We start from the raw sequence: 25,525 nt of genomic DNA on the forward strand, positions 1-25,525 counted from the left end.
GTAACCGCTTTACGAGATTGGCGGGATTTCTCGGCGTACCCCGCCACGCTGGGTGATCGCCGGTAGGTTTAGCTTTAGGAGGTCCACCGTCCTGTTGGACGCCTTTATTGGGGGGCGTTGATCTTGGATATTGCGCAGACCGTTCTCACCTTCGTCGTGGCGCCACTCGCCGTGATCGTGGTGGTCGCGGCTCTCGTGTACGCCGGAAGCGGCAAGAGTCGCGCCAAGCGCTACCGGCCGGGCCGGTCCTTCGACTCGGCGCCGGTCTGGTTCACCTCCTCGGCCCACGCGTCCGGCGAGGAGCCCGGTGAGCACGCGCAGGCGGCGTTGCCTGCGGCGACCGGCAGCGAGCTGGCCACGGCCGCGACGGCCACGGCACCCGGCGTGACGGGAGGCGCAAGTGACCGCTGGTGACGACACCCAGACCCCGCCGGCCGACGGTCCGTTCACGACCCGGCAGCTGCTCCGCCTCGACGAGGCGCTGAAGCAGGCCGACCAGACGACCGGCCTCTCGTTCAGCATCTACTGCGGACGCCTCGACGAGCCCGTCCGCGAAGCGGCCGAGAAGCTGCACGGCGAACTCGCCGAACCGGCCCGCTCGGTACTCCTGGCGGCCTCGCCGGAGCAGCGCCAGCTGGAGATCGTGACCGGGGAGCAGGCGCGCAAGCGGCTGCACGACCGCGACTGCAAGCTCGCGGCGTTCTCGATGGCCGCCGCGTTCAACGGCGGCGACCTCGCGGGCGGCTTCATCAGCGGGCTCGCGATGCTCGTGAACCTCGCCGGCCGCTCGTAACTCAGCACACACTCAAACGGCCCCGCTCGCCACGAGCGGGGCCGTTCTCGTATTCCCCGCGGATCACGGTTACGCATGCTTCCGCGGCCTGAAATGGCCTGCGTAACCGTGATCTGCAGCTGTCGCAGGCGCGTCGGCGGCGCGGGCCGCCGACGCGTCAGAGCGTCAGACGGCGGCGCTGTCGCACGCCCGAGCGGCCAGCGCCCGCTCGACGGAGTCCTTGCCCTCGGCGATGAGCCGCCGCAGCGGGGCCGGGTGCCCGTCCTGCGCCAGCCACGCCTCGGTGGCCGCCACCGTCTCCGGGCTCACCTGCATCGCCGGGTACCCGAGGACGAGGAACTCCTGCGCCGGCTCGCTGTCGCGCTTGGCCCAGATCTCCGCCGCCACGTCCAGGTACTTCTGGGCGTACGGCTTGGTCAGCTCGACCTGCGTGGAGTGCTGGAAGCCGAGCAGCAGCGCCCGGGAACGCCAGTTGGCCGGCTCGGCGTCGCCGGTCAGCTCGGCCCAGACCTCGGCCTTCACCGCCGGGTCCGGCTGGAGGGCGTACGCCGTAGCCGACTCCTTGTCACCGCTGGCCGTCTCGTCGGCGGCGTGCTCGTTCTGGATGTCGTCGCCGGTGAGCACCCCGAGCGCGGAGAGCGCCTGGACGAGCTGCCACCGCAGTTCGCCGGTGATGGTCAGCCCCTCCGGTACGCCGTCGCCGTCCAGCCAGCCCTTGAGCACGGCGGCTTCCGCCGGCTGCCGGGCCGCCCCGATGAACGTACGCGCCCAGATGAGCTGCGTGCCGCTGCCCGGTTCGGCCGAGGCGACGACCTCACGAGCCGTCGCGGCCAGGCGCGCCCAGCCCTCGGGCGCCCACGCCGGGTCGGCGTAGAACGTCAGCGCCGTCCGCAGCTGGTTGAGCGTCGCGGTGACGAGCGACGAGTCGGTCTCGACCGGCAGACCCGAGACGACCTGGGTGAGGTAGTCCCGCGCGGCCAGTTCGGCGTCCCGGACCATGTCCCAGGTCGCCGTCCAGCACAGCGCGCGGGTCAGCGACGACTCGAAGCCGCCGATGTGGTTGACGACGGTCTCCAGGGACCGGTCGTCCAGCCGCAGCTTCAGGTAGGAGTAGTCGCCCTCGTTCAGTACGAGCACGTCGGCGGCGCGTACGCCGGTCAACGCGGAGATCGTCGTCGACGCCCCCGCGACGTCCACCTCGAGCACGTCCCGGCGGACGAGCTTGCCGCCGTCGGCCAGGTCGTAGAGGCCGACCCCGATCCGGTGCGTACGCAGGACGGGGTGGCTGTCCGGCGCGGACTGCCGAACGACGACCGACTCGTAGGTGCCGTCCGCCGCGATCTCCACGACCGGGGTCAGGGTGTTGACCTGGGCCGTCTTCAGCCACTGGTCGGCGAAGTCGGTCAGCTCCCGGCCCGAGGCCGTCTCCAGCTCGGTCAGCAGATCGGTGAACGTGGCGTTCGACCAGGCGTGCTTGGCGAAGTACGCCCGCAGCCCCGTGACGAACGCGTCGATCCCGACGTACGCGACGAGCTGCTTGATGACCGAGGCGCCCTTGGCGTACGTGATGCCGTCGAAGTTGACCTCGACCGCCGCGACGTCGGGCATCTCGCAGTAGACGGGGTGGGTCGAGGACATCTGGTCCTGGCGGTAGCCCCAGTTCTTGCGGATCGACAGGAACGTCGTCCAGGCGTCGACGAACCGGGTGTTCTCCGTGTTGGCCCAGTGCGAGGCCCACTCGGCGAACGACTCGTTCAGCCACAGGTCGTCCCACCAGCGCATGGTGACCAGGTCGCCGAACCACATGTGCGCCATCTCGTGCAGGATCGTGTTGGCGCGCTGTTCCTTCTCGTAGTCGGTGACGGCCGACCGGAAGATGAACCAGGTCTCGGCGTTGGTGATGCAGCCGAAGTTCTCCATCGCGCCGGCGTTGAACTCCGGGACGATCAGCTGGTCGTACTTCGGCAGCGGGTAGCGCACGCCGAACTGCTGGTGGAAGAAGTCGAAGCCCTGCTTGGTGAGCAGGAAGATGTCATCCGGGTCGAGGTACTGCGCCATGCTCTGACGGCAGAAGATGCCCAGGTCGATGCCGTCGTGCTCGTCGCGTACCTCGTGGTAGGGGCCGGCGCACAGCGCGGTCACGTAGGTGCTCATCTTGGCCGACTCGGCGAAATGCACGACCTGCGCGCCGACGTCGGTCTTCTCGACCCGGTCGACGACCGAGTTGGAGACGACCTTCCAATGCGCCGGGGCGGTCACGTGCCAGGTGTAGGTCGCCTTGAGATCGGGCTGGTCGAAGCACGCGTACGCCTTCTGGGCGTCCTGCGTCTCGAACTGGCTGTAGAGGTAGACCTCCTTGTCGACCGGGTCCACCGCGCGGTGCAGGCCCTGGCCGGAGGTCGAGTAGTCGAAGTCGGCGTCGACGACGAGCCGGTTCTGCGCGGCGAGACCGGTCAGGACCAGGCCGGTGCTGTCGGACCAGCCGGAGACGTCGACCGGCGAGCCGTTGAGCGTCGCGCTGCGTACCGACCGGGCGGCGAGCTCGATGAAGGTCTGCGCGCCGGGTTCGGCGCAGTCGAAGGCGACCTCGGTGACAGTCCGGAAGGTTCCGTCTCCGGGATTGCCGGAGCCGTCGGTGAGATCGATCGTGATGTCGTACGTGCCCACCGTCAGCAGACGGGCTCGCTCGACCGCCTCCGCCTGGGTGAGGTTGCGCACTCCTGCCACGGGGGCAACTCCTTGTCGAATAAATGGAAACACGGGTAAGCACCCACTGTTTCTTGGACCCTAACACCGGAGCGTGTGGCCAACGTGGCCCTCTGTCGTTGAGCAATACATGGCTGAAAACAATGCCGCGCCTTGGACTATGCGGGTCCACCCGGCCGAGGTGGCCGCCTGCCGTGGCACCATCCACTTCGACGTCCGCCCCGGCCAGTGGGCCGACCCCGAACTAGTGGATCTTCTCGCCCCGCCGATCGTCGTCCGCGCCCACCTGGGCAACGGCCGCCACCGCGCGAGCGAGGCCCTCGCCCAGCGCATCCCGCATTACGTGCCCACGTGGCGAGACCTGGCCGGGGCGCTCGCCCCGGCTTGAGTCGGCAGCGGTATTTTCGAGCACCATGACGGTTGTGCACCCGATCTCTCGCGCCTGGCTCGCCACGCCCACCGGCAACACCGGAGCGCAGAACTACGACGAGTTCGCCGACGACGCCGAGATCACCGCGATCATCGAGGCCGACCCGGCCAGCGCGCTGGCGATCGAGATGCCCCACCTGGCACCCGACTCCCTCGGCAGCAGCTTCCTCGACGCGCTGCCGGCCGCGCAGCGCCGACTCGCCGCCCTGCAGGAGTCCGGCGCGCTCAGCTCGGCCGACGAGGTGGTCGTCGTCTACCGGATCACCGCCCCCGACGGCGCGGTCGGCTACGGCCTCTGGGCGATGGTCGACACCGACCAGATCTCCACCAGCGCCGACGAGCCCGGCCTGGTCATCCGCAACGAAGACGTCTTCCTCGCCAAGGTCAAGGAACGCGTCGCGCTCTTCCAGGCCATCGGCCACCTGCTCAGCCCGGTCCTGCTCCTCCAGACCGCCCGAGGCGACGAACTGCACGCCGCGCTCGCCGCCGCTGTCGCGGATCTCGGTCCGTCCGCCGCCAGCGACGTCGACCCCGCTGGGCGTATCCACGAAATCTGGCCGGTGAGCGGGACCGACCCCCTGGCCGCGAGTCTCGCGGGCCTCGCGGGCGGCGGCGAGCTGGTCGTCGCTGACGGCAACCACCGGTCTCTCGCGGCCCAGGTCGGCGAGCTGCCGCGGTTCCTCGCAGTCGTGACCACCCCGGCGTCGGTGGCCATCCAGCCTTACAACCGCCTGCTCGCGGAGCTCCCGCTGCCGCCGAACGAGCTGGTCTCGACGCTGGAGAAAACCGGCGCCACGGTCACCGCGCTCAGCGGCCCGGTCACGGTCCCAGCCACCCGCGGCACCATCCACTTGTACGCACAAAGCGGCCACTGGAGCATCGTGCTGCCCCCGTCGGCCGGAGTGCCCGACGTGGAGAACCTCGACCACGCCCTGGTCGAGCGGCTGGTCTTCAGCGAAGCGCTGGCCCTCGACCCCGGCGACAAGCGCATCACCTACGTCGGCGGCGACTACCCGGCCGACTGGCTCGCCGGCGAAGTCGACGCGGGCCGCGCCGCCCTCGCGATCCTGATCGCACCCGTGACCGTGGCCGACTTCGTGGCCGTGAACCTCGCCCGGGAGAAGCTCCCGCGCAAGTCGACCTGGTTCACCCCGAAAGCCCGCGCCGGCCTCGTCACCGCCCAGCTCTCCTAGCGGTTTCCGGTTGATCATGAACCTTCGGTCATGATCAACCGGCGTGTCGTGTTCCTGGCGCCCTGATCAACTCCGCAGCTCACTGATGACCTTGCTCGCTTGCTGGGGGATATCCATGCGGGGTCCCGTTGCGCTTCGTGTAGTATTCGCTGGGCGCTTCCCACGGGGAGCGCTACGCGGGCGTAGCTCAATGGTAGAGCCTCAGTCTTCCAAACTGATTACGTGAGTTCGATTCTCATCGCCCGCTCCACATGTGAGGCCCAGGTCACGGACATGATCCGAGACCTGGGCCTCATCCGTTAGCGCATCGGCCCTTGTCGTCCAAGCTGGATCAATTCGGTCCTGAGAATCACCGCCAACGCGGTCGGGACTGTGCCCACACCAGTGCGGCGATCTCGTCAGTGCACGATGAGCAGAAGATGTCGTTCTTGCGCGCGGCGACCCTGTGACACCACGAGCACATCCTCTCGGGTGGCCGGCAGTGTCGCCATGACCCGAGCATCACGAACCCGCCCCTTCCACGGGATTCATGGGACTGAAGAGCCCGGAGCAGCTGATCTTGGCGGACTGTGTGCTGGTATCGGGGCCCGATCGCCTCAGGAGGCCGGCTTTACGAGTGGATCGAACGGCATCATGTCGCCTGCGCGCCTCAACCAAGCTGGCGTCACGCCGACGAACTCCTCCTTTGACTGGCGACCGGACCGCTAAAGCGACGGTGGTCCCTGTTGCTGATTCGCCGCGAGCTCCACATTCGTCCCCGACAGGCTGCTGGACATGCCGGTCTCCAGGAAGACGTCGATGGCTGCCGTTGGTCACATGTGGCGGGCCATGTCCCCGTCCTGCGTCCGCGGGATGGCCATGCCAACCTTCTTCGCGCAGAAGTCGATGACCGCATCGAGGCTGGAGACGCAGGATTACCAGCTCCGTACACACGGTAACCTTGATCGAATTCGAGACCATCGACCCGACCTCCTTGGCCTCTTGATAGTTCACCAAATAAACCGACGCCTATATAGATGTAAGACATCTTACGAGCCCCATGAAGCCCTGGCAAGATGTCTTACATGCCGAGGTGCGCTAGTCGCCTAGCGCACGTACGCTGGAGTTGTCTTACGTCGTACAAGCAGGTGAGCAGTGGTGTCGGTGATCGAACCGTCCAAGTCGCAATACGTCCAGATCGCCGAACTTCTTCAGCGGCGTATCGACGACGGCACGTATCCGCCTGGTTCTGTCCTGCCGAGCGAGCCCGATCTCGCGAATGAACTGAACGTCTCGCGAGTGACCGTCAACAAGGCGGTAACCCTGCTCAGGGCCAGTGGCGCGGTGAAGGTGCGGCGTGGAGCGGGCACCTTCGTTCGCAGCCTGCCGAAGATCCCCCGTGATGCGGTGGCCCGCTTCGCGGCGCGAGGCCAGGGCACCGGAGCCGGTCAGGTCGAGATCACGAAGCTCAACCTGCAATCACGTACGGCCTACCTGCACATCGGCGAGGTGACGGCACCGCCGGAGGTAGACCGGCTTCTCCAGCTCAACGGCCGGCCCGCGCTCGTTCGCAGCCGGGTCCTGTTCGCCAACGAGGAGCCGACGCAGCTCGCCGACTCGTACTACCCGTGGGCGCTCGTCAAGAACAGCAACCTGACCGAGCCGGACGTCGGAAAAGGCGGCTCGTACGGACGCCTCGCAGACCTGGGACACGGACCCGTCCGGTTCACCGAGGACATCAACGTCCGCATGCCCACAGACGACGAACGCCGGAGGCTGGAGATCGAGCCGACGCTGCCCGTCTTCGAGATCACGCATGTCGCGTACGCCGAAGGCGATCAACCGGTCAGCGTGACGATCCACGTCATGCCCGGCCACCTCTGGACTCTGCGCTACGGCTGGAACGACATGGCCGGCGAAGGCGCGCAAGGATGATCGAGGTCAGATCCGCCACGGCTGCTGCTCCTGGTCGCCCGGAGAATGAGGATGCCGTCTTCCAAGTCGGGAACCTGGTCGGAGTTCTCGATGGCGTCACGCAAGCTGATGGGGTCGACTCCGGATGCATCCATGGAGCAGCTTGGTACGTGCGCCGTCTTGCTAGGCGGCTCGCCGAGCAGCACAGCGCCGACCCCGCCAAGCCGTTGAAGGAGATCCTGGCTGAGGCCATCTCGGCGGTGCGTGACGACCACCCTGACTGCGACCTCACCGCACCGACCACGCCGGCCGCGACCGTCTGCCTTGTGCGAGTCGACGCGGGTCGCTTCGACTATCTGGTCTTGTGCGACGTGACCCTGGTGCTGGAAGTCGAGGGTGAGGTCCAGGCCATCACCGACGACCGCTTTGAGCAGATCATTACCCGGCTGCGCCGGGCGCCCGCCGACTCAGATGACGCGTTCGCGGCCAACCGCGGCTACACCCCGGGTAAGTGGGACTTCACCAACCGCGACGGCGGTTACTGGATCGCTGCCGCTGAACCCGCCGCTGCCGCGCACGCGATCACCGGAAGCCTGCCAGCGCACGGTGATGGAAGCCCTAGCCGGATCGCGCTCCTGACGGACGGAGCCGCCTGCGCCGTCGACTCGCTCGGCATCTTGACCTGGCCAGCCTTGTTGAAGGTCCTCAGCGACGAAGGGCCGAGCGAACTCATCCGTCAGGTACGCGAGGCGGAGCGCCGCCGCAATGCCGCCGGCCGCGTCGTGGGTAAGCCACACGACGATGCGACCGCAGCCGTTCTGGTCATCACGGAGGAACCATGACCCTGCCCCGCCACTCCGTCAGCGTCACTGGAGTCGTCGTAGACGATCAGGACCGTGTTCTCGTCATCCAGCGGCGCGACAACGGCCGATGGGAACTGCCAGGCGGAGTTCTGGAGCTGGACGAGTCCATCCCGGACGGCATGAAGCGCGAAGTCCTGGAGGAGACGGGCGTCCACGTCGAACCTGTACGCCTCACTGGCGTCTACAAGAACATTAAGGTCGGCGTCGTCGCCCTGGTGTTTCTCGCTCGCTACGTCTCCGGCACGCCGATCACCACAGACGAGTCGCAGGCCGTCGAATGGTGGACCGTCGATGATGTCCGAGCCAGGATGCCGGAAGTCTACGCCGTCAGAGCGCTCGATGCGCTTCAGGCCACTAGTCCCGCCGTCCGAATCCATGATGGAGTGACGCTAATCGGTTAGAGCTACATCGTCCGGTCACTCAGAACGATGCTTACGGGCCGATCCTCTGTGATCGCCCGTGACATACTCATGGCGCTCCGTCACATCCCTCTACGCTGATGGTGGTGGCCGTGCCCGAAGCAGACGACTTGGACGTAGTTGATCAGCTTGCAGATGCGATCGACGAGCCCGAGGAGGATTCGTCCAGCCCCTTCTTCGTCAGCAAGAAGGCAGCCGCAGTTCTCAAGCACGAGATCTTGCGTCAGTACGTGACGCCATTTGTGAGTAAGATCGGACTATACGCTAAGGATCGTAGGGTCGTATTCCTCGATGGGTATGCAGGTCCGGGAACCTATTCGGACGGCACTCCGGGCTCTCCTGCCCTCATTCTCGGATCTGCTCAATCGGTGGCGGCGTTTCGCACGCTCGAATGCTACTTTGTGGAGCGTAGTCGGCAGGATTATCTGCGGCTGAGGGCGCTCGTGGAGCAACTGTCGGCGACTGGAATCGTGGCCGAAGCACTGAAGGGGCGCGTCGAGAGCCACCTTGATTACGTACTGGAGAAGGCTAAGGGCGCGCCGCTGCTAGCCTTTCTGGATCCGTTCGGCCTCGGAATCAGCTTCGAGGACCTTACCCAGAAGATATTTGGCCCTGCGCGGCCCCATGTCGCAGGTGGCACCGAGGTCCTCCTGAACTTCTCTTCGAACGCCGTTCGACGGATCGGCGGGCTGCTCCTGACGGAAAAGGCAGTGAAAAATCGCGATGTCACGCTCGCTCGAATGGACGAGGTATGCGGCGGTGATTGGTGGCGGGCGGTCTTCCTTGCTGCGCCCGACAATGCATCGGCGGTCGAGGCAATAGCGAATGGATACGCCGACCGAGTATGCAGGCAGGTCGGTGCCGTTGCATGGACAGTTGCCGTTCGAAACCGTAGGCATCACCAGCCGATCTATCACCTTGTGTTCTTCACACGGCACTGGGACGGCGTCTGGCTATTCGGCGAGGCAAACTCCATTGCCCAGGCGGCTTGGCGACGTGAATGCGCGCCGCCGCATGTTCCGGACGACAACGCACTTTTCGATCTCGGTGATCCCTTCGACGCCGAAGAGGCGACACGGGAGGAGAGCTGGGTAATTGAGGTCATGGCAAATATTCAAAGACTTCTTGCCGAGATTGGTGCGTTCCAGCTACAAAGCTTCCACGCTGCTGTGCTTGGGAGCGCCATCGATCATGCACGCAAAAAGCACATCCGGGAGGCGGTTAAGCGTCTGTACAAGGCGGGCGCGACTGGATGTGATGGCAAGGGAGACGTCGAGAAATTTGTGCTTACACCCTCGACTGCCGCCTAGACTCGTAAGAGTTCGTGCCCGACATATGTGTCAGGCATCTCGTCCCAGACTTGTCCGTCTAGGACGCGGCCACCTGACTTCGGGGTTGGTCCACCCCACTGCTTGAAGAAGAAGGGAACGTTGCTGCGTACGCAGACGTCTCGCAGCTGGCGAATTGCGGCCGCATCGACGGCCCGATACTGAGGCCCGCTCTCGCCGCCGGCTATGACCCAGTCGATATTCCGTAGGTGTAGATCCGGCAGTGCTCCCAGGAGCGGCTCACAGGAAAGAAATCGAACTGCTGCGGGAACGTCTCGCAAATGATCCGCTCTGTTAACGACCTTATTGTTCTCGATGGAGACGCCGACCCATACATTCGCTGGCCAGTCAATCAATCCCGCTAGTCGCCGAAGGCGTAGGGAGCGCTTGGTCAGTATCTGATAGGTGTGCTGTGGAGTTTCACGCATCGTATCGAAGACGTCGGCGATGAACGAGAGTGGAACCTTCGCGTGGAAGAGGTCGCTCATGGAGTTAACGAACACCAGGCGAGGCCGTTTCCATCGACGTGGCAAAGCGAGCGAGTCATGATGCAGCGTCACGCCAAATCCGGGGCCCGACGTCCGCGGGTCGCCGTCGTTCTGGTACCTGGGCTGACCCATAGCCTTCAGTCGTTTTGCCAAGGTCAGGGCGTAGCAGTTGTCGCATCCAGCCGACACACGATCGCATCCAGTTGACGGATTCCACGTGGCCTCGGTCCATTCGATCTGGCTGCGATCTCCCATGGTCGTATCCTTCCGCGGACCTGTCGGAAAAGCAGGAACTGTAGGGCGTGTCAACCACAGTTTTAGTCAGGCTAACCTACCCTTGCGGGTTTGTCGAACGTTCGTTCGATGATAAGTGGGAAGTCTGTGGATCATGCGGGCATCGCACGCTAACAATATTCCTGGATGGACAGCCTCGTCGGGCTGAGCGGTCAGAATCTCTTCGGCCAGCCGACGAGTTGCCCTGCGCGAATTCTCCCTGGGAAGGTCAACGGCAGTCGAACGCTCGTGACGCAGCACGTTCGATGGACTTGATTGCCGAATTCTTCTCTACAGGATCAAGGCGGCCCGCAAGCGGCCCGCAAGCGGGCCGCGCCGTGCCGCTTTCGCCGCCGCGGCTATACCTTCGGCCCGCCGCGCGGCGGCGGCCGGCGCACAGTTGGCGACGTCCGGCATCCTGAGGAACTACGGCATCATGTCATCGACGATGAGTGCCAGAGCGACGACGCCAAGCCGTTCCGGTCGTCATCGGCGCGGTCGACTCGGGCTGTTGAAGACCTGTGCCTCCGGCGGGGGCGCTCCGGCTCCAGGATGGCCGACGCGCGTACGCGACGAGAGGTAAGGGAGTGGTTGAGCTGGGGTATGCCATCCCGCCCGCCATCGACCCAGGCTGAAGCCTTCAAGATTCCCCTGAGCGGGTCAAGGTCGTTCAGTCGTGGAGTGCTCCACCTTGACCCGCTCAGGGGAATCTTGACCACGGTGTGTGGGTCGACGGCAGACGGGATGGCATCAGGCGGGTGGCGTGCGTGCGGCTACCGCTGTACGTAACGCTCACCCCGCTTGGGAGTACTCCATGGCAGGGGCCTACATCTGCGGTTACCGTGATGGAGTGTCCGCCCCACCTGCGCGCTTCGACGAGGCGGCCCAGCCCGTCCAGTACCTGCCACGTGACGGGGCACTGGTGCGCTGTCCGCGGTGCGACGGCCGTGCGGTAGTTCGGTCTTGTCGCGTGACCTGTTCGAGTTGCGGATATGTCGGGGACTCCGGCCGGTCGTATCCCGGGCCGGTGTGGATCCATGCGTCAGGCCGGTGTGGCGCCTGTGGGCGGAGGCTGACCTACCAGGCCAGCCGTTCGCGCTGGTCGGGTCAACCCCGCACGCGATGGCTGCGCTGCCCCTGCGGCAAGGCGACCCGGCTACCGCTGACGGTGCACGCGGTGACTGGCGGCCGGGAGGGGGTCGACCCGTGTTCGGGTCTGCCCTTGTGGCTGGCGGTGCCGTTTCGCGGTCGGGTGCTGTGGGCGATCAACGCCGACCACCTGACCTTCCTGGAGAACTACGTCGCCGCAGACCTTCGTGAGACCGCCCCCGGCAACAGCAGGTTGGCCAGCCGGATTCCGGCCTGGATCAAGTCGGCCAAGAACCGCGACGACATTCTGCGAGCACTCGCCCGCCTGCGGGCAAGGCTGGACGATCCGCAGCAGTGACCCGCGGGGGTCGGCAATGCTCCCGTGGCAGCATGTCGTCGTGATCGTGCCGCTGATTCCCGATACGGCCGCCTGGGACTGGGATATCCTCTCGTACAACGGGGCAACTCTCGTCCTGGCCGCCGCGCCCGACCTGACATACGGCCATCACTTCGAAGTGGCGTTCACGGATCTGAGCTATTTGGCGCTGCCCGCCAGTTTCGACAATCCCGAGTTCCGTGAGCCCACCGCCGAGGAGACGGCATACGTCGCGCGGTGTATCGGCGAGCAACCGAGGGTGCTCGTGGCTTTTGATATCGACGCGATGTCGGGCGGTGGCAAGGTGTCGTGTCTTGTGGCGGCGGACGCTTGCGAGGTCCGTGAAGGGTTCGTTCCGCGCGGAGGCGTGGGCCATTAGCGGGCCATTAGGCGGTTCCGCGGACGGTCGCCAACGGTCATGATCGGGCATATCGGCAGTGCGTCTGAGCAGACGTTTCGGGTATCACGGTCAGTTGATCGAGTTCTTCCAAACTGATTACGTGAGTTCGATTCTCATCGCCCGCTCCACACATGAAGCCCAGGTCACTGACCTGGGCTTCATCATGCCCAGGCCCGAGAGCCTTCGAGCTGGACGACCACCCCGGCGTCGGTGGACCGGAGGCTCAGGCAGAGCACGCGTTGATCGATGAGCCAGCCCAGCTTGCGACAGTCCGATGCGTCGTCGCCTAGGTTCCAGCCGCGCTCGACGAGGTGATCGCGAAGTCGCCGTTCGATCGCCTCGGTGGAATCGGCTCGGGTGCTGCTGATGGTGATGTTGCGATAGCAAACCGCCATCCCGCAGTCGTCGCCTTCGTCTGACGCGATCGTCAAGCCGTCGGGCAGCGGGGACAGCACGCTGGGACTGGTGTGCAGCTCCTCAGAGTCGACCATGAGGAGCATGGCCGGCGCGCATAGGCAGAACAGCCCGGCCAGGTGAAGAGCGAGGACGATGTACGCCGCCTTCGCAGTGGCGGCCGGCGTCGTCGCCTGGAACGAGCGCCGTTCTATCGAGCGGCCGATCGCGATGAGCGCGAGCGCCGCGAGCGGGTATGCGAAAAGCATGTCGGTGCCGCCGGGCAGGGGCAGTCCGCGCGCCAGTCCGAAGACGATCCCGACGGGCACGAGCACGAGCATCGCGCCCACGATGATGCCGATGAGGCGGGTCCGGGTGATCGCCGCCCAACCGAGCAGCGGCAACAGCATCGTGACGCAGGCGATGATGACGAGGTCGGCGAGGGGCATCGCCGCATCGTATGCAGATCCCGCGTTGTCCGGGGTCGTGTATGAATTTTGTGCATCGAATGTAGTCGACGTCTCTAGCCTCGGTTGCTGTCCACAAGTGACCAACCTCGACAGGAGGCGTCCGGTGAGCTCTCTCCGACTACGTGGGGCGCTCGTCGCGCTCGCGGCAACGGCCCTGGTCGTGACCGCGGGGGCGACGGCTCTCGCGGCGAGCACGTCGACTTTCCCGCTGGCCGACCCTGACACCGTCCTGGCGAAGGACGGCTCGTACGTCACCTATGGCACGACCGTCGGCGCCGGGAAGGGTACGCGTTGCGGCGCGACCGGCCGGCTGTTCGTGCCCGTTCTCGTCCACGGCTCCGGCAGTGCTGTCGGCATGGCCAACTGTGCGGCGTACGACGCGCTTCCGTCTGGGCCGGGTGCCTGGGCTGAGCCCGACGGTGCGATCTGGGCACCGGGTGTCGCGCGGTTCGGCGACCGGTTCTTCATGTTCTATACGGCCTCCCGCAAGGGCTCCGGCCAGAAATGCATCGGCCGGGCGATTTCCAGTAGCGCTCGCGGTCCGTTCGTCAACCAGGGCGAATGGGCCTGCCCCGACGCGGGTCGGTGGGCGCTCGACGCCAATCCCTTCGTTGCCGGCGGGAATCTGTATGTGACCTACCGGGATGACGCGATCGCGACGGGTGCGGAGACCGGCATCTCCACCGTCCGGACCGACAGCGAGGGCCGTGCGATCTGGGACACCCGGCGCGACATGCTCAAGAGCACCGACATCACCTGGGATACCGCGAAGACCAGCGGTGGTACGCATGTCGTGGAGAACCCGTCGATGTGGAAGGCCGCCGACGGGGACTGGTACCTGATGTACTCGGGCAACAACTGGGACAGCCCCCGGTACGCGACCGGCATCGCGAACTGCGGTACCACCCCGCTGCCGGGCTCGCGCTGTACGCCCATCCGCGAGGGTGTGGCGCGTCCCTTCTTCGGCTTCACCGGAGCGGCCGGGCTCAACCCGATCCGCGGTCTTCCCGGCAATCATCAGGGTCCCGGCGGGATGGACGTCTTCACCGCCGCCGACGGCACCTACCGCGTGGTCTGGCACTGGTGGGACGGGGCCACCCGGTTCCCGATGACCGGCGTGCTGACCCGGCCCTCCTCCGGCTTCCTCGTGTCCTGACCGCTGCTTCGACAAAGGAGATCCGTGATGCCAATCAGTAGACGACGCGCGCTCGGCCTGGCCGGTGGCGCCGCCCTCGCCGGAGCTACCGGCGCGCTGGGCCTGGCCGAGTCCGCCGGTGCGGCGACCGCTTGGCGAAACCTCGGCGTCGTCACCGCCAACATCGGCCGAGACAACCTCGGCCAGCGGGAGGCCGCGATCGTCGCCGTCCGCAACGCCCTCAGCATGGAAGGTCCCCAGGACCGGCCGCTCGTCGGCTGGCAGGAGATCGGCGAGGGCGACGGCGACGAGAAGGAGAAGGGCTGGATCAACGAGCACTTCGGGCCGTACTACAACAACCTGCACCTGAACGACGGCGGGCACCTCGTCCCGATGTCCGTGCCCAAGGTGTACACGGTGCTCGCCCAGCGGGTCACACCGGTTCACCCGGGCAAGGAAGGGGTTTCGCCGAACCGAGTCATCACCGAGGTCCTCCTGGGCGCGGCCGACGACCCGGCGCTCAAGTTCGCCTTCGTCAACACGCACTTCGTGGCCGGGGCGTACAACGGGAAGGAAGACCCGTATGAGGCGTGGCGGGACCGGATGTGGGCGCTGCACTTCGACACCCTCCGGAACACCGTCATGGAATATTGGCGTACGCGTGGCTATCCGGTGATCTGGACCGGCGACACCAACCGTGACCCGATGCCGAAGCTGTACCCAGAGCGGGAGACGCGGGCCTTCGGCTCCGGCATCGATCACATCGGCTGGATCCAGGGCACGAACGGCGTACAGATCCAGCTGCGGAACACGAAGGTCGTCCCGATGAACGTCGACGGCCACGACGCCCGGGTGGCGGTGCTCCAGCTCCGCCGGGTCTGACGCGCCGACCTTTCGCGCCCGGCATTCCTCGGTGGGATGCCGGGCGTCGACGCAGTTTCTGTTATCGATCTGTTTCGCGTGCATCTCCTACATGAGGATCACCGGATCGATCGGGGAGAGACATGTCAAGGTCAGCAACAACAAGCAGCCGGGCAACGGGGTTCAGCCTGGGCAGATCCGCCCGCGTCGCAGTGGCGTCAGTGGCGGCCGGCGTACTGGTGATGGCCGGAATCGTCGCCGGAGGCACCGCGGCCAACGCGGCGACGGTGGCGGCTTTCCCCGGCGCCGCGGTTCCGGCGATGTATGCGACCGGCGGCCGCGGTGGCGACGTCTACCACGTCACCAATCTCACCGACAACGCCGGCAGCCCGCAGGCGGGATCACTGCGATACGGCATCACGACCGTTCCCAGCGGTGGCCGGACGATCGTCTTCGACGTGGCAGGCACCATCAAGCTGTCGCCGGCCGGGCGGCAGGGCTGGCTGACGATCAACGCGAGCAACCTGACCATCGCCGGGCAGACCGCGCCCAAACCCGGCATCACGATCATGGGCCAGGCCACGAAGGTCACCGGGAAGAACGTCATCATCCGGCACGTGAAGTTCCGGCCCGGCAAGGATCAGGCCAATCCAGAGTCGGCGACCAACGACGGGATCTGGATCACTGGGGACAGCGTCATCGTCGACCACGTCTCGGTCAGTTGGGCCGACGACGAGGGGATCAGCGTCAGCGACGCCGCCGGTCAGGTCACGGTGCAGTACGCCATCGTGTCCGACGGGCTCAATTACAACGGTCACAGCTACGGAGCCCTGGTCGGCAGCGACGTCACCGGCTCGAACGTCGCGTACCACCACAACCTGTTCGCCCACCAGGTCAGCCGGCTGCCGCGGCTAGGCAACGAGACCGGTGCGGTGAACAACGTCGAGTGGAGCAACAACGTCATCTTCGAGGGCAAGGGCTACAGCGGTGCCGACCAGCTCGCCAACGGCAACTTCGTCGGCAACACCTACCTGCGGCAGAATTCCAGCAATCCTGAGGTCTACACCGGGGCCACCGGAACGGCGGCGTACATCTCGGGCAACCGAGCCGACTATGACGGCGACTCGAACCTGACCAACGGCGTGGACATCGCCTGGGACCGGTTCACCAGCGTGCCGACGCACAACTCCAGCCGTTTCACCGTCCCCAACGTGACCACCGAGTCGGCCGGTGCCGCGCTGACCAAGGTCCTCGACAGCTCCGGCGCGTTCTGGTGGGCGCGCGACGCCGTCGACACCCGGGTGATCAGCGACACCCGCTCGACCAGCGGCTCGGTCATCAACGATCCCAACTCTACCGAGTGGAACAACCTTTGGAACGCCGCGCAGGTGAGCAGCCCCAGCGGCTGGGACACCGACCGCGACGGTATGCCGAACGCCTGGGAGGCGGCGGCCGGGCTGAACCCGAGCGCCGACGACCACAACGGCGACGCGGACGGCGACGGGTACCGCAACATCGAGGAGTACCTCGACTACGCCGCTCAGGGCAGCAAGACTCTGCCGACGACCTCGCCCACCACTTCGCCGACGGCGTCCACCTCACCGTCGACCGTACCCACGACGCCCCCGCCCGGTGGTGCGTGCTCGGCTGCGTACCAGACGGTCAATTCTTGGCCGGATGGATTCCAAGGTGAGGTGACGGTGACGGCCGGCACCGCGGCGATCAGCGGTTGGAGCGTCAAATGGACGCTTGCCGGCGGCCAGACGGTCAGCCAGACCTGGAACGGCCGACTCGCCGTGAGCGGCACGGCGGCGACGGTGACCAACGAGTCCTACAACGGGGCGTTGGCGGCGGGAGCGTCGACCACGTTCGGCTTCACCGCAGCCGGCACCGCGACCGCACCGACGATGACCTGCACCAGCCCGTAGCGATCGGCCCGCCGCCGTGCCGCTCGTCGGGCGCACGGCGGCGGGGCCAGGTCTGGCGGCATCATGGTCAGGTGATCAATGGCGAACCCGACGACGTCGCACGCTACGTCACCGGAGGAACACGTCGGTACCTCGACCTGCTGCATGGCAGGTTTCTCTCGCGTCCAGACGACCAGCGCGCCGAATTCGTCCGTGCGTTGGTTCACGATTCCCAGACGATCAGCGACGAGCATCTTGCCCTCCTCCTGACGGGGCGCTTGGACTTGGGCGGCTGGCAGCCGAGAATCGTCGCGGCGTGGCTCGTCGGCATAGGCCGACGCGCCACGTTCCGGAGGCCGATCGGCGAGCTGCTGCTGGCGAGCGACATGACCTATGCGGGCCAGGGATACTGTGTCGCCCTGGCGGCACTGGGCACGGAGGAAGACGCCCGCATTCTTGCCGAATACCTCGATCGCTACCTGCCGCAGATCGAGCGTCGATACGACCAGCGCTGGGCGATGGCTGCTTTGGTCCATCTCGACTCGGTACGCGGAACCCACATCGCGGATTCATACCTGACTGTCGACGGACCCTGGCAGCGTTGGGTGAATGGGCTTCCCAATCAGCCTATTGAGTTCGAGTACCTGCGGTCCCGAATCGCTGATGCGTGCGCGCTCCAGTGATGCTGCGACGGTGCAGGAACGGATCTCGCCCGAAACGTCGAAGCCCGGACCTGCGCGAGGCGGGTCCGGGCTTTCCGAAACGAGCGGCTAGAGCTCGGCGACGAATTCGCGAATGTCGCCGACATAAAGGTCGGTCGCCTCGTGGGCGGCGTAGTGCCCACCGGCGTTGCGCGGGCCGCCCTTCGGGAGGTCGGCGTCGTACTTGCGCCAGCGGACGACGTTCGCGTGGTCGCGCTCGACCAGCGGCCGGATCGACTGGAAGTCGCCGGCGAAGATGGCCACGCCCAGCGGTGTGGTCGTCGGGCCTTCCGGCTTCTCGTCGGTGTGGGCGTCCTCGTAGTAGAAGCGGATCGCCGAGCCGGAGGTGCCGGTCAGCCAGTAGATCGCGGTGTTGGCGATGACGAAGTCCGCGTCGAGCGATTCGCCCATGAGCTGGGCGTTCCAGGCGAGCAGGCCCACCGGCGAGTCGGCCAGCGCGAACGCGAGGGTCTGCGGCTGCTGCGAGTGGAGAACGTTGAACGAGAACATGTTCTCGTAGAACCACTGCAGGTGCTGGAGGGCGGCGTAGTCCTCGGGGCCGAACGTCGCGAACTCGGCCGAGTCGCCGGACGGGAACGAGAACGCCTGCGTCACGTGGACGCCGATCACCTTGTCGGGCGCGACGCGGCCCATTTCCGGCGCGATCATCGAACCGGCGTCGTTGCCCGCCGCGACGTAGCGCTCGTAACCGAGGCGGTTCATCAGCTCGACCCAGGCGCGGGTGGTGCGGAAGCGGTTCCAGCCCGCCGAGCGGGTCGGGCCGGAGAAGCCGAAGCCGGGCAGCGACGGGATCACCAGGTGGAAGGCCGGCGCCGCCGAGTCGGCCGGGTTGGTGAGCGGCTCGATGACGTCCAGGAACTCGACGACCGAGCCGGGCCAGCCGTGCGTGAGGATCATCGGCGTCGCGTCCTCGCGCGGCGAGCGTACGTGCAGGAAGTGGATGTCTTCGCCGTCGATCTCGGTGGTGAACTGCGGGTACGCGTTCAGCCGAGCCTCCAGCGCCCGCCAGTCGAACGTCGTCCGCCAGTGCTCGACGAGCGTGCGTACGCGGTCGTTGGTCATGCCGTGGGAACCGTCGGCCCCGGGCAGCTCGTTCGGCCAGATGATCCGGTCGAGGCGGGCGGCGAGGTCGTCGAGCTGCGCCTGGGCGACGTCGACGCGGAAGGGGCGGATCGCGGTCATCGGAGCCTCCAACTGGAGCGGAATGTTTCGTTCCGTCTCAGCATAGCAGAACGGAACGCTCCATTCCAATGCCGATGACGGGGCAGGTCAGGTTCATTCACCTGTCCGGCTCGGTTAAACGGCGGTTTGCTGGAGCATCCGGCAACGAACGGCGACAAACGGGAGGTGGACGGTGTCCGGATCGGTGCTTCATCGAGTAGCCATGGCGTTCGGCCTGGCGGCGGCAGTCGTGATCACACCGGTGAGCGCACACGCGGGGCAGGTGGCCAAGGCCCTGATTGTCGGTGGCTTGGGGGTGGAGGGCGACGGCTTCTACAGCGAGCTGGTCGCGGTCACGACCTTCGCGATCCGGCTGCCGGTGCCGCAGCCGACCGAGGTCGACGTCACCGTCTTCGACGTGGACGGGACGGTGCTGGGAGGCACCAGTACGCAGGACGCCCCCCAGTTCGGCTACGACATCTGCCTGACGCATGCGCTCCATCGGGGCGGCGTACCGGTCGGGGTGGTCGGCATCAGCGGCGATGGGATCGATCAAGACGACATGATTGCGGCGGCCGGCCGCACAGGGTTTGCCATTACTGACTGAACGGGCGACCGAATCAGCACTGGAGTGCACTGTGGAATGGCCCATTCCCGAACGGGGTACGCCCCACGCCTGAGATGCTCGCAATGCCTGGTGATCGTCGGGTACGTTGCCGAACACCCAGTTCAACGTACCCCTGGAGCGCCATTGTGTTGAAGCGTGCCTCGATGCTGATCGCCGCCTCCGTCGCGAGTCTCGCGGTCGTGCTGCCCTCGTCCCCGGCATTCGCGGCCAACCCGCGAATCATGTTCACGAAGGTCGTCGTGGACCCGTCCGGAAAGGACACGACGGCCAATTCGCAGCTCGTCCGTGAGGTCGCCACGCTCAAGAACACCACGAGCAAGGCGATCACGCTGACGAACTGGACCGTGCGCGACAAGTCCAACCACGTCTACAAGTTCGGCACGTTCACGCTGGGCGCCGGCAAGTCGGTGCGCCTGCACACCGGCAAGGGCGCCAACACCAGCACCGACCGCTACTGGGGGCTCGGCTGGTACGTCTGGAACAACACCGGCGACGCGGCGTACGTGCGGGACGCGTCCGGGCGGGCGGTCGACTCCTGCTCGTGGGGCAACGTCGACGTCAAGTACTGCTGATCGCATTGGGCCGCTGGAACAACCTCCAGCGGCCCCTCAGCGACGAGTCAGCAATAGAGGTTGCCGCCCGCGGTCGTACCGAGGATCTGGACGAACTGCTGGTACGCCGTGACGCGGCTCTGCACCTGGCCGGGGTTGCCGCCGTTGCATTCGAGCGAGCCGTTGATGCTGCGGATGGTCTCGCCGAAACCGGCTCCGTTGACCATCGCGTTATGCGCCGTCATCGTGCCCGGCCCGGTCTGGGTGTTCCAGTACCAGAGCGCCGTACGCCAAGCGACCGCCGCGTCGGTCTCGACGAGCCACGGGTTGGTGAGCAGCGGGAGACCGAGCGCGTCGCCGGCGGCCTTGTAGTTGAAGTTCCAGCTCAGCTGGATCGGGCCGCGGCCGTAGTAGTTGGCCGCGCCGGCCGGGCAGCCGTACGACTGGCTCAGGTCGCAATAGGTGCCCCGGTTGATCTCCGTGATGTAGACGAGTCCACCGGTTTCGTGGTTGACGTTGGCGAGGAAGGCCGCGGCCTCCTGGCGGCGTACGGTGTCGGTGCCCGTGGCGGCGAACGCCGGGTAGGAGCTGAGGGCCGCGACGAGACCCTGGTACGTGTAGAAGGAGTTCCGGCTCGGGAACATCTGGTTGAACTGGATTTCGCTGACGACGAAGCCGCCCGGGTTGGTAGGCGGGGGAGTGGTGCCGCCGCCGCTGCAGGCGTACGGGTCCCAGTACCAGGTGCTGATCGTGGGGTCATAGCCGGGATTGCCGTGCTCGGCGATGTAGTAGTTGCCGTTCGTGTAGCGGACGATCGCACCGGTGTCGTACCAGGTGCCGGCGGTCCAGTTCGGATAGGCGCAACCGCCGCCGGGCGGCGGCGTCGATCCGCCGCACGTGCCCTGGTCGGCCCAGACGTCCGCGCCGCCCGGGGTCTCGTTCTGCGTCCACCACTTGGCCCGCCAGTTGTGGCCGTTGTAGGAGGCCGTCATCCCGCCTGTGTAGACCGCCGAGGACTGCCAAGGCGTCACGCAGTCCGCCGCCGTGGCCATGCCGGCGGGCAGCACCGCTACCACCGCGCCGGCGATCGTGATCATGAGTGTCGCCGCCAGAACGCGTACGCGCGACATCGATACTCCTTCCCGCAGGAATATATTGATGCGCATACGTTACATGGTTTTAGCAAAGTTCCCTAACAGTTTCCGTCGTAACCCAACCGTTACCGAATTCCCGTTGACCGTGAGCTGGGTCACGGCAAAAGATGTGAGCGTTAACAACCCCCATCTACCTCTGGAAACAACTCGCATCGCGCAGAAATGTGAGCGTTAACATCCCCCGTTCCTGAGGAGTGCCATGAAGATCGCGAAGCTGGCCGCGGCTGCGGCCGGCCTGCTCATCGCGGCGGGCCTGACGGCCTGTGGCGACACCACGAAGACGATCGACCAGCAGTCGAGCGCCGGCGCCGCCGGAGCGCTCGTCGGCGTCACGATGCCCACCAAGTCCTCGGAGCGGTGGATCCACGACGGGGACAACCTCAAGAGCCAGCTCGAGGCGCTCGGGTACAAGGTGGACCTCCAGTACGCCGAGAACGACATCCCCACCCAGGTCAACCAGATCGAGAACCAGATCACCAAGGGCGCGAAGCTGCTGATCGTCGCCTCGATCGACGGGACCGCGCTGACCACGCAGCTGCAGGAGGCGGCGGACAAGAAGATCCCGGTGATCGCGTACGACCGGCTGATCCGCAAGTCGCCCAACGTGGACTATTACGCGACCTTCGACAACTACAAGGTCGGCGTGCAGCAGGCGACCTCGTTGCTGGTCGGGCTCGGCCTGAAGAAGCAGGACGGCACCGACGGCACCGCGAAGGGCCCGTTCAACATCGAGCTGTTCGCCGGGTCGCCGGACGACAACAACGCCACCTTCTTCTTCAACGGCGCGATGGACACCCTCAAGCCGTACATCGACAAGGGCACCCTCGTCGTCAAGAGCGGGGAGACCGAGTTCAGGACGGTCGCGATCCTGCGCTGGGACCCGATGACGGCCCAGCGACGCATGGAGGACCTGCTCACGAAGGCGTACGCCAAGGGCGGCAAGGTCCAGGGCGTGCTGTCGCCCTACGACGGTCTGTCGATCGGCATCCTGTCGGCGCTGAAGAGCAACGGCTACGGCACGGCCGGTCAGCCCTACCCGATCGTGACCGGCCAGGACGCCGAGGTCGCCTCGGTGAAGTCGATCATCGCCGGTGAGCAGTACGCGACGATCTACAAGGACACCCGCGAGTTGGCGAAGGTCACCGTGAAGATGGCCGACGCGGTCCTCAAGGGCGGCAAGCCCGAGGTCAACAACACCAAGGACTACGACAACGGCGTGAAGGTCGTCCCGTCCTACCTGCTCGAGCCGGTGGTGGTCTACAAGGACAACTACCAGAAGGCGCTCATCGACACCGGCTACTACACGGCCGACCAGCTCAAGTAGCACGAGTGTCCGGCCGGGCCGTGCGACGGCCCGGCCGGGCATGCGATCACCGACCTGCGGCCGGCGCTCGCAGGCCTGAGACTGAGCCAGCCGATGACCGGCCGAGGGCCGGTCAAGAGCGAGGGAGATCACCGTGATCCTGCAGATGCGGGACATCACCAAGACGTTCCCCGGGGTCATCGCGCTCAAGGACGTCAACCTGACGGTACGCCGCGGCGAGATCCACGCGATCTGCGGCGAGAACGGCGCCGGGAAGTCGACGCTGATGAAGGTGCTGTCGGGTGTCTACCCGCACGGCTCCTACTCGGGTGACATCGAGTTCGACGGCGAGCCGTGCCGGTTCGCCGACATCCGGGGCAGCGAGCGGCGCGGGATCGTCATCATCCATCAGGAACTGGCGCTCTGCCCGAACCTCTCGATCGAGGAGAACATCTTCCTCGGCAACGAGCGCGCCAGGCACGGCGTCATCGACTGGATGCGTACGCACTCCGAGGCGGCCGCGTTGCTTCAGCGGGTGGGGCTGTCCGAGCATCCGGCGACGCCGGCCATGGACCTCGGGGTCGGCAAGCAGCAACTGGTCGAGATCGCCAAGGCGCTGTCCAAAGAGGTCCGGCTGCTGATCCTCGACGAGCCGACCGCCGCGCTGAACGACGAGGACTCCGCACACCTGCTGGATCTCCTGCGGGGCCTGCGCGACGAGGGGATCACCTGCGTGATCATCTCGCACAAGCTGAACGAGATCGAGGCGATCGCCGACTCCGTGACGATCCTGCGGGACGGCCGCACCATCGAGACCCTCGACATGGTGAACGACAACGTCACCGAGGACCGCATCATCGCCGGGATGGTCGGCCGGGACCTGGAGCACCGCTTCCCCGAGCATGTGCCGAACATCGGCGAGGAGGTGCTGCGGATCGAGGACTGGACGGTGCACAGCCCGACTCAGCACGGCCGGGTCGTCGTCGCCGGTGCGAACCTGCGGCTGCGGCGCGGCGAGATCGTCGGGCTGGCCGGGCTGATGGGCGCCGGCCGGACCGAGCTGGCGATGAGCGTGTTCGGGCGCAGTTACGGCATCGGCATCTCCGGCCGCGTCTACAAGGACGGCGTCGAGGTGCATCTGCGTACGGTGCGGGACGCGATCCGCCACGGCATCGCGTACGCCACGGAGGACCGCAAGCGCTACGGCCTGAACCTCATCGAGGACATCAAGCGCAACGTGTCGGCGGCCGCGCTGACGAAGCTGGCCACCGCGGGCTGGGTCCACGAGAACGAGGAGTACCGGGTCGCCACCGGATTTCAGGCGAGCATGAACATCAAGGCGCCGACCGTCTCGGCGATCACCGGGAAGCTCAGCGGCGGCAACCAGCAGAAGGTCGTGCTGTCGAAGTGGCTGTTCACCGACGCCGACGTGCTGATCCTCGACGAGCCCACCCGGGGCATCGACGTCGGGGCCAAGTACGAGATCTATTCGATCATCAACCAGATGGCCGACCAGGGCAAAGCGGTGTTGGTGATCTCCTCCGAGCTGCCCGAGCTGCTCGGCGTCTGCGATCGCGTCTACGCGATGTCGGCCGGCCGGATCACCGGCGAGGTCGCCCGCGCCGAGGCGACGCCGGAGCGGCTCATGCAGTACATGACCAAGGTGAAGGAGCAGTAGTCACCATGACCAGCGTCGGCCCTACGACCGGCCCGAGCACCGCCGTCCCGGTGGTGCCGGAACCTCAGGCCGCGGCACCGGACCGATTCGGTGGCCGGCACTTCACGGCGAACCTTCGCCAGAACGGCATCTACATCGCGTTCGCGCTGATCATCGTGCTGTTCGAGATCCTGACCCGCGGCGACCTGCTGACCCCGCAGAACGTGTCGAACCTGGTCGTGCAGAACTCGTACATCCTGATCCTGGCGATCGGGATGATCCTGATCATCATCTCCGGGCACATCGACCTGTCCGCCGGTTCGGTGGTCGCCGTGACCGGGGCGATCTCGGCCGTGCTGATGGTCAACCACGATGTGCCGTGGCCGCTGGCCCTGCTCATCACGGTGCTCGCCGGAGCCGCCATCGGCGCGTGGCAGGGCTACTGGGTGGCGTACTTCGGCATCCCGGCGTTCATCGTGACGCTGGCCGGCATGCTCGTCTTCCGGGCGCTGACCCTGTCGGTCCTGGGCAACCAGGGCATCGGGCCGTTCCCGGACGAGGTGCGGACGATCGCCAACGGCTTCATGCCGACCTATCTCGGCAACATCGGGCTCGGCCCGCTCGACGGCGCAGACCTGTTCACCCTGATCCTCGGGGTCGGGCTGGTGGCGGGGATCGTCGCGACGCAGTGGAGCGGCCGGGTCGGGCGTACGCGCTACGGGCAGTCGGTCGAGCCGTTCGCGCTGTTCATCGCGAAGATCGTCGTCGCCGCGATCGTGGTCATGTTCGTCATCGTCCAGCTCGCCCGGGCCAAGAACCTACCGTGGGTGCTGGTGCTGCTCGCGGTGCTGGTCCTGGCGTACTCGCTGCTGACGAACCGGGCCGTGTTCGGCCGCCACATCTACGCCATCGGCGGCAACCTCAACGCGGCCACGCTGTCCGGCATCAAGGTCAAGTCGGTCACCTTCTGGCTGTTCGTCAACATGGGCGTCCTGGCCGCCGTGGCCGGCATCGTCTTCGCCGGCCGGCTCAACCAGGCCGGTCCCACCGCGGGCAACGGCTTCGAGCTGGACGCGATCGCGGCCGCGTTCATCGGCGGCGCGGCGGTCCAGGGCGGCGTGGGCAAGGTGGTCGGCGCGATCACCGGCGGCCTCATCATGGGAGTCATCAACAACGGCATGTCGCTCATCGGCGCACCCAGCGAGCAGGTGATGCTCTTCAAGGGGCTCGTGCTGCTGGCGGCGGTCGCGTTCGACGTGTTCACCAAGCGCCGCGCAGGGGCCGCGCGCTGAGCCGAAGTAAGATCACCGGGCGAGGATCGGGGGAGGACGGA

The 25,525-nt window shown here is 66.3% G+C and carries 24 protein-coding genes and 2 tRNA genes; 21 read left to right on the top strand and 5 right to left on the bottom strand.

Features of this window, described 5'->3' with window-relative positions:
• Window positions 1–123 precede the first annotated feature (123 nt).
• Together ctaJ and HDA40_RS29175 are read left to right on the top strand one after the other, a co-directional pair.
• On the top strand, window positions 124–414 hold the full coding sequence (gene ctaJ, locus HDA40_RS29170) for an aa3-type cytochrome oxidase subunit CtaJ (protein WP_253761007.1): 291 nt from the start codon (window positions 124–126) through the stop codon (window positions 412–414).
• A complete protein-coding gene (locus tag HDA40_RS29175; protein WP_253761008.1) occupies window positions 401–793 on the top strand; it encodes a DUF5130 family protein in 393 nt (130 codons plus the stop codon). Before ctaJ ends, HDA40_RS29175 begins: the two co-directional genes overlap by 14 nt.
• Before the next feature lie 165 nt (window positions 794–958).
• Here the strand turns inward: HDA40_RS29175 and pepN are convergent, their stop codons facing one another.
• Window positions 959–3,511: an aminopeptidase N gene (gene pepN / locus HDA40_RS29180; protein WP_253763853.1), complete on the bottom strand. Its 2,553-nt coding sequence runs from the start codon at window positions 3,509–3,511 to the stop codon at window positions 959–961.
• A gap of 118 nt (window positions 3,512–3,629) precedes the next feature.
• Here pepN and HDA40_RS29185 point away from each other — a divergent pair, with 118 nt between their 5' ends.
• From HDA40_RS29185 to tcmP, 7 genes are all read left to right on the top strand, one after another.
• Entirely contained in the window at window positions 3,630–3,887 is a 258-nt protein-coding gene (locus HDA40_RS29185; RefSeq protein ID WP_253761009.1) for a hypothetical protein, read from the top strand.
• A gap of 25 nt (window positions 3,888–3,912) precedes the next feature.
• Entirely contained in the window at window positions 3,913–5,121 is a 1,209-nt protein-coding gene (locus HDA40_RS29190; protein WP_253761010.1) for a DUF1015 family protein, read from the top strand.
• Between the two features lie 176 nt (window positions 5,122–5,297).
• Window positions 5,298–5,371, top strand: a tRNA-Gly gene (locus HDA40_RS29195).
• 893 nt (window positions 5,372–6,264) lie between these two features.
• Window positions 6,265–7,035 (top strand): GntR family transcriptional regulator, encoded by a 771-nt coding sequence (locus HDA40_RS42245; protein WP_253761011.1) that lies wholly within the window; start codon window positions 6,265–6,267, stop codon window positions 7,033–7,035.
• Window positions 7,032–7,856 carry a protein phosphatase 2C domain-containing protein gene (locus HDA40_RS29205; RefSeq protein ID WP_253761012.1) on the top strand — a complete coding sequence of 275 codons (825 nt, stop codon included), beginning with the start codon at window positions 7,032–7,034 and terminating at the stop codon, window positions 7,854–7,856. The genes HDA40_RS42245 and HDA40_RS29205 overlap by 4 nt, the downstream gene beginning before the upstream one ends.
• On the top strand, window positions 7,853–8,278 hold the full coding sequence (locus HDA40_RS29210; RefSeq protein ID WP_253761013.1) for an NUDIX hydrolase: 426 nt from the start codon (window positions 7,853–7,855) through the stop codon (window positions 8,276–8,278). Before HDA40_RS29205 ends, HDA40_RS29210 begins: the two co-directional genes overlap by 4 nt.
• A 104-nt stretch (window positions 8,279–8,382) precedes the next feature.
• Window positions 8,383–9,606, top strand: coding sequence for a three-Cys-motif partner protein TcmP (tcmP, locus tag HDA40_RS29215; protein WP_253761014.1), 1,224 nt, complete (start codon window positions 8,383–8,385; stop codon window positions 9,604–9,606).
• On the opposite strand, the gene HDA40_RS29220 is transcribed toward tcmP, so the two are convergent.
• The gene (locus HDA40_RS29220; RefSeq protein ID WP_253761015.1) at window positions 9,603–10,367 is read right to left on the bottom strand and encodes a DUF5131 family protein; all 765 of its coding nucleotides are present in this window, start codon (window positions 10,365–10,367) and stop codon (window positions 9,603–9,605) included. The two genes, tcmP and HDA40_RS29220, sit on opposite strands and share 4 nt — an antisense overlap.
• 1,195 nt (window positions 10,368–11,562) lie before the next feature.
• Here HDA40_RS29220 and HDA40_RS29225 point away from each other — a divergent pair.
• The 3 genes from HDA40_RS29225 (at window position 11,563) to HDA40_RS29235 (ending at window position 12,378) form a co-directional block, all read left to right on the top strand.
• Complete coding sequence (locus HDA40_RS29225) at window positions 11,563–11,832, top strand: hypothetical protein (RefSeq protein ID WP_253761016.1); 270 nt, start codon at window positions 11,563–11,565, stop codon at window positions 11,830–11,832.
• A gap of 40 nt (window positions 11,833–11,872) precedes the next feature.
• Complete coding sequence (locus HDA40_RS29230; RefSeq protein WP_253761017.1) at window positions 11,873–12,229, top strand: hypothetical protein; 357 nt, start codon at window positions 11,873–11,875, stop codon at window positions 12,227–12,229.
• A gap of 19 nt (window positions 12,230–12,248) precedes the next feature.
• A tRNA-OTHER gene (locus HDA40_RS29235) sits at window positions 12,249–12,378 on the top strand.
• A gap of 33 nt (window positions 12,379–12,411) precedes the next feature.
• Here HDA40_RS29235 and HDA40_RS29240 read toward each other — a convergent pair.
• Window positions 12,412–13,092, bottom strand: a complete 681-nt coding sequence (locus HDA40_RS29240) for a hypothetical protein (protein WP_253761018.1) — start codon at window positions 13,090–13,092, stop codon at window positions 12,412–12,414.
• Window positions 13,093–13,216: 124 nt separating this feature from the next.
• Between HDA40_RS29240 and HDA40_RS29245 the strand changes: the two genes are divergently transcribed.
• The 4 genes from HDA40_RS29245 (at window position 13,217) to HDA40_RS29260 (ending at window position 17,699) form a co-directional block, all read left to right on the top strand.
• On the top strand, window positions 13,217–14,269 hold the full coding sequence (locus HDA40_RS29245) for a family 43 glycosylhydrolase (protein WP_253761019.1): 1,053 nt from the start codon (window positions 13,217–13,219) through the stop codon (window positions 14,267–14,269).
• A gap of 27 nt (window positions 14,270–14,296) precedes the next feature.
• Window positions 14,297–15,130 (top strand): hypothetical protein, encoded by an 834-nt coding sequence (locus HDA40_RS29250; RefSeq protein ID WP_253761020.1) that lies wholly within the window; start codon window positions 14,297–14,299, stop codon window positions 15,128–15,130.
• Between the two features lie 200 nt (window positions 15,131–15,330).
• Complete coding sequence (locus HDA40_RS29255) at window positions 15,331–17,037, top strand: cellulose binding domain-containing protein (RefSeq protein ID WP_253761021.1); 1,707 nt, start codon at window positions 15,331–15,333, stop codon at window positions 17,035–17,037.
• Between the two features lie 71 nt (window positions 17,038–17,108).
• Window positions 17,109–17,699 (top strand): DUF6000 family protein, encoded by a 591-nt coding sequence (locus HDA40_RS29260; RefSeq protein WP_253761022.1) that lies wholly within the window; start codon window positions 17,109–17,111, stop codon window positions 17,697–17,699.
• 87 nt (window positions 17,700–17,786) lie between these two features.
• On the opposite strand, the gene HDA40_RS29265 is transcribed toward HDA40_RS29260, so the two are convergent.
• Window positions 17,787–18,920 carry an epoxide hydrolase family protein gene (locus HDA40_RS29265; RefSeq protein WP_253761023.1) on the bottom strand — a complete coding sequence of 378 codons (1,134 nt, stop codon included), beginning with the start codon at window positions 18,918–18,920 and terminating at the stop codon, window positions 17,787–17,789.
• 202 nt (window positions 18,921–19,122) lie between these two features.
• Between HDA40_RS29265 and HDA40_RS29270 the strand changes: the two genes are divergently transcribed.
• Entirely contained in the window at window positions 19,123–19,506 is a 384-nt protein-coding gene (locus HDA40_RS29270) for a hypothetical protein (protein ID WP_253761024.1), read from the top strand.
• Window positions 19,507–19,670: 164 nt separating this feature from the next.
• A complete protein-coding gene (locus tag HDA40_RS29275; RefSeq protein ID WP_253761025.1) occupies window positions 19,671–20,099 on the top strand; it encodes a lamin tail domain-containing protein in 429 nt (142 codons plus the stop codon).
• A 47-nt stretch (window positions 20,100–20,146) separates the two neighbouring features.
• On the opposite strand, the gene HDA40_RS29280 is transcribed toward HDA40_RS29275, so the two are convergent.
• Window positions 20,147–21,208, bottom strand: a complete 1,062-nt coding sequence (locus HDA40_RS29280; protein ID WP_253761026.1) for a glycoside hydrolase family 19 protein — start codon at window positions 21,206–21,208, stop codon at window positions 20,147–20,149.
• A 223-nt stretch (window positions 21,209–21,431) separates the two neighbouring features.
• Here HDA40_RS29280 and chvE point away from each other — a divergent pair, with 223 nt between their 5' ends.
• From chvE to mmsB, 3 genes are all read left to right on the top strand, one after another.
• Window positions 21,432–22,556, top strand: coding sequence for a multiple monosaccharide ABC transporter substrate-binding protein (gene chvE, locus HDA40_RS29285; protein ID WP_253761027.1), 1,125 nt, complete (start codon window positions 21,432–21,434; stop codon window positions 22,554–22,556).
• A gap of 145 nt (window positions 22,557–22,701) precedes the next feature.
• On the top strand, window positions 22,702–24,213 hold the full coding sequence (gene mmsA, locus HDA40_RS29290; RefSeq protein ID WP_253763854.1) for a multiple monosaccharide ABC transporter ATP-binding protein: 1,512 nt from the start codon (window positions 22,702–22,704) through the stop codon (window positions 24,211–24,213).
• A gap of 5 nt (window positions 24,214–24,218) precedes the next feature.
• Window positions 24,219–25,484, top strand: coding sequence for a multiple monosaccharide ABC transporter permease (gene mmsB / locus HDA40_RS29295; protein WP_253761028.1), 1,266 nt, complete (start codon window positions 24,219–24,221; stop codon window positions 25,482–25,484).
• Window positions 25,485–25,525: the final 41 nt, after the last annotated feature.

This window comes from Hamadaea flava (assembly GCF_024172085.1).
Taxonomy (GTDB): domain Bacteria; phylum Actinomycetota; class Actinomycetes; order Mycobacteriales; family Micromonosporaceae; genus Hamadaea; species Hamadaea flava.

What these genes read in the sequence shown, in the direction of transcription:
- HDA40_RS29185 (WP_253761009.1), top strand. Translation starts at nt 3,630, where the DNA reads ATGGCTGAAAACAATGCCGCGCCTTGGACTATGCGGGTCCACCCGGCC.
- HDA40_RS29190 (WP_253761010.1), top strand. Translation starts at nt 3,913, where the DNA reads ATGACGGTTGTGCACCCGATCTCTCGCGCCTGGCTCGCCACGCCCACC.
- HDA40_RS29205 (WP_253761012.1), top strand. Translation starts at nt 7,032, where the DNA reads ATGATCGAGGTCAGATCCGCCACGGCTGCTGCTCCTGGTCGCCCGGAG.
- HDA40_RS29210 (WP_253761013.1), top strand. Translation starts at nt 7,853, where the DNA reads ATGACCCTGCCCCGCCACTCCGTCAGCGTCACTGGAGTCGTCGTAGAC.
- HDA40_RS29220 (WP_253761015.1), bottom strand. Translation starts at nt 10,367, where the DNA reads ATGGGAGATCGCAGCCAGATCGAATGGACCGAGGCCACGTGGAATCCG.
- HDA40_RS29240 (WP_253761018.1), bottom strand. Translation starts at nt 13,092, where the DNA reads ATGCCCCTCGCCGACCTCGTCATCATCGCCTGCGTCACGATGCTGTTG.
- HDA40_RS29250 (WP_253761020.1), top strand. Translation starts at nt 14,297, where the DNA reads ATGCCAATCAGTAGACGACGCGCGCTCGGCCTGGCCGGTGGCGCCGCC.
- HDA40_RS29265 (WP_253761023.1), bottom strand. Translation starts at nt 18,920, where the DNA reads ATGACCGCGATCCGCCCCTTCCGCGTCGACGTCGCCCAGGCGCAGCTC.
- HDA40_RS29270 (WP_253761024.1), top strand. Translation starts at nt 19,123, where the DNA reads ATGGCGTTCGGCCTGGCGGCGGCAGTCGTGATCACACCGGTGAGCGCA.
- HDA40_RS29275 (WP_253761025.1), top strand. Translation starts at nt 19,671, where the DNA reads ATGCTGATCGCCGCCTCCGTCGCGAGTCTCGCGGTCGTGCTGCCCTCG.
- HDA40_RS29280 (WP_253761026.1), bottom strand. Translation starts at nt 21,208, where the DNA reads ATGTCGCGCGTACGCGTTCTGGCGGCGACACTCATGATCACGATCGCC.
- chvE (WP_253761027.1), top strand. Translation starts at nt 21,432, where the DNA reads ATGAAGATCGCGAAGCTGGCCGCGGCTGCGGCCGGCCTGCTCATCGCG.
- mmsA (WP_253763854.1), top strand. Translation starts at nt 22,702, where the DNA reads ATGCGGGACATCACCAAGACGTTCCCCGGGGTCATCGCGCTCAAGGAC.
- mmsB (WP_253761028.1), top strand. Translation starts at nt 24,219, where the DNA reads ATGACCAGCGTCGGCCCTACGACCGGCCCGAGCACCGCCGTCCCGGTG.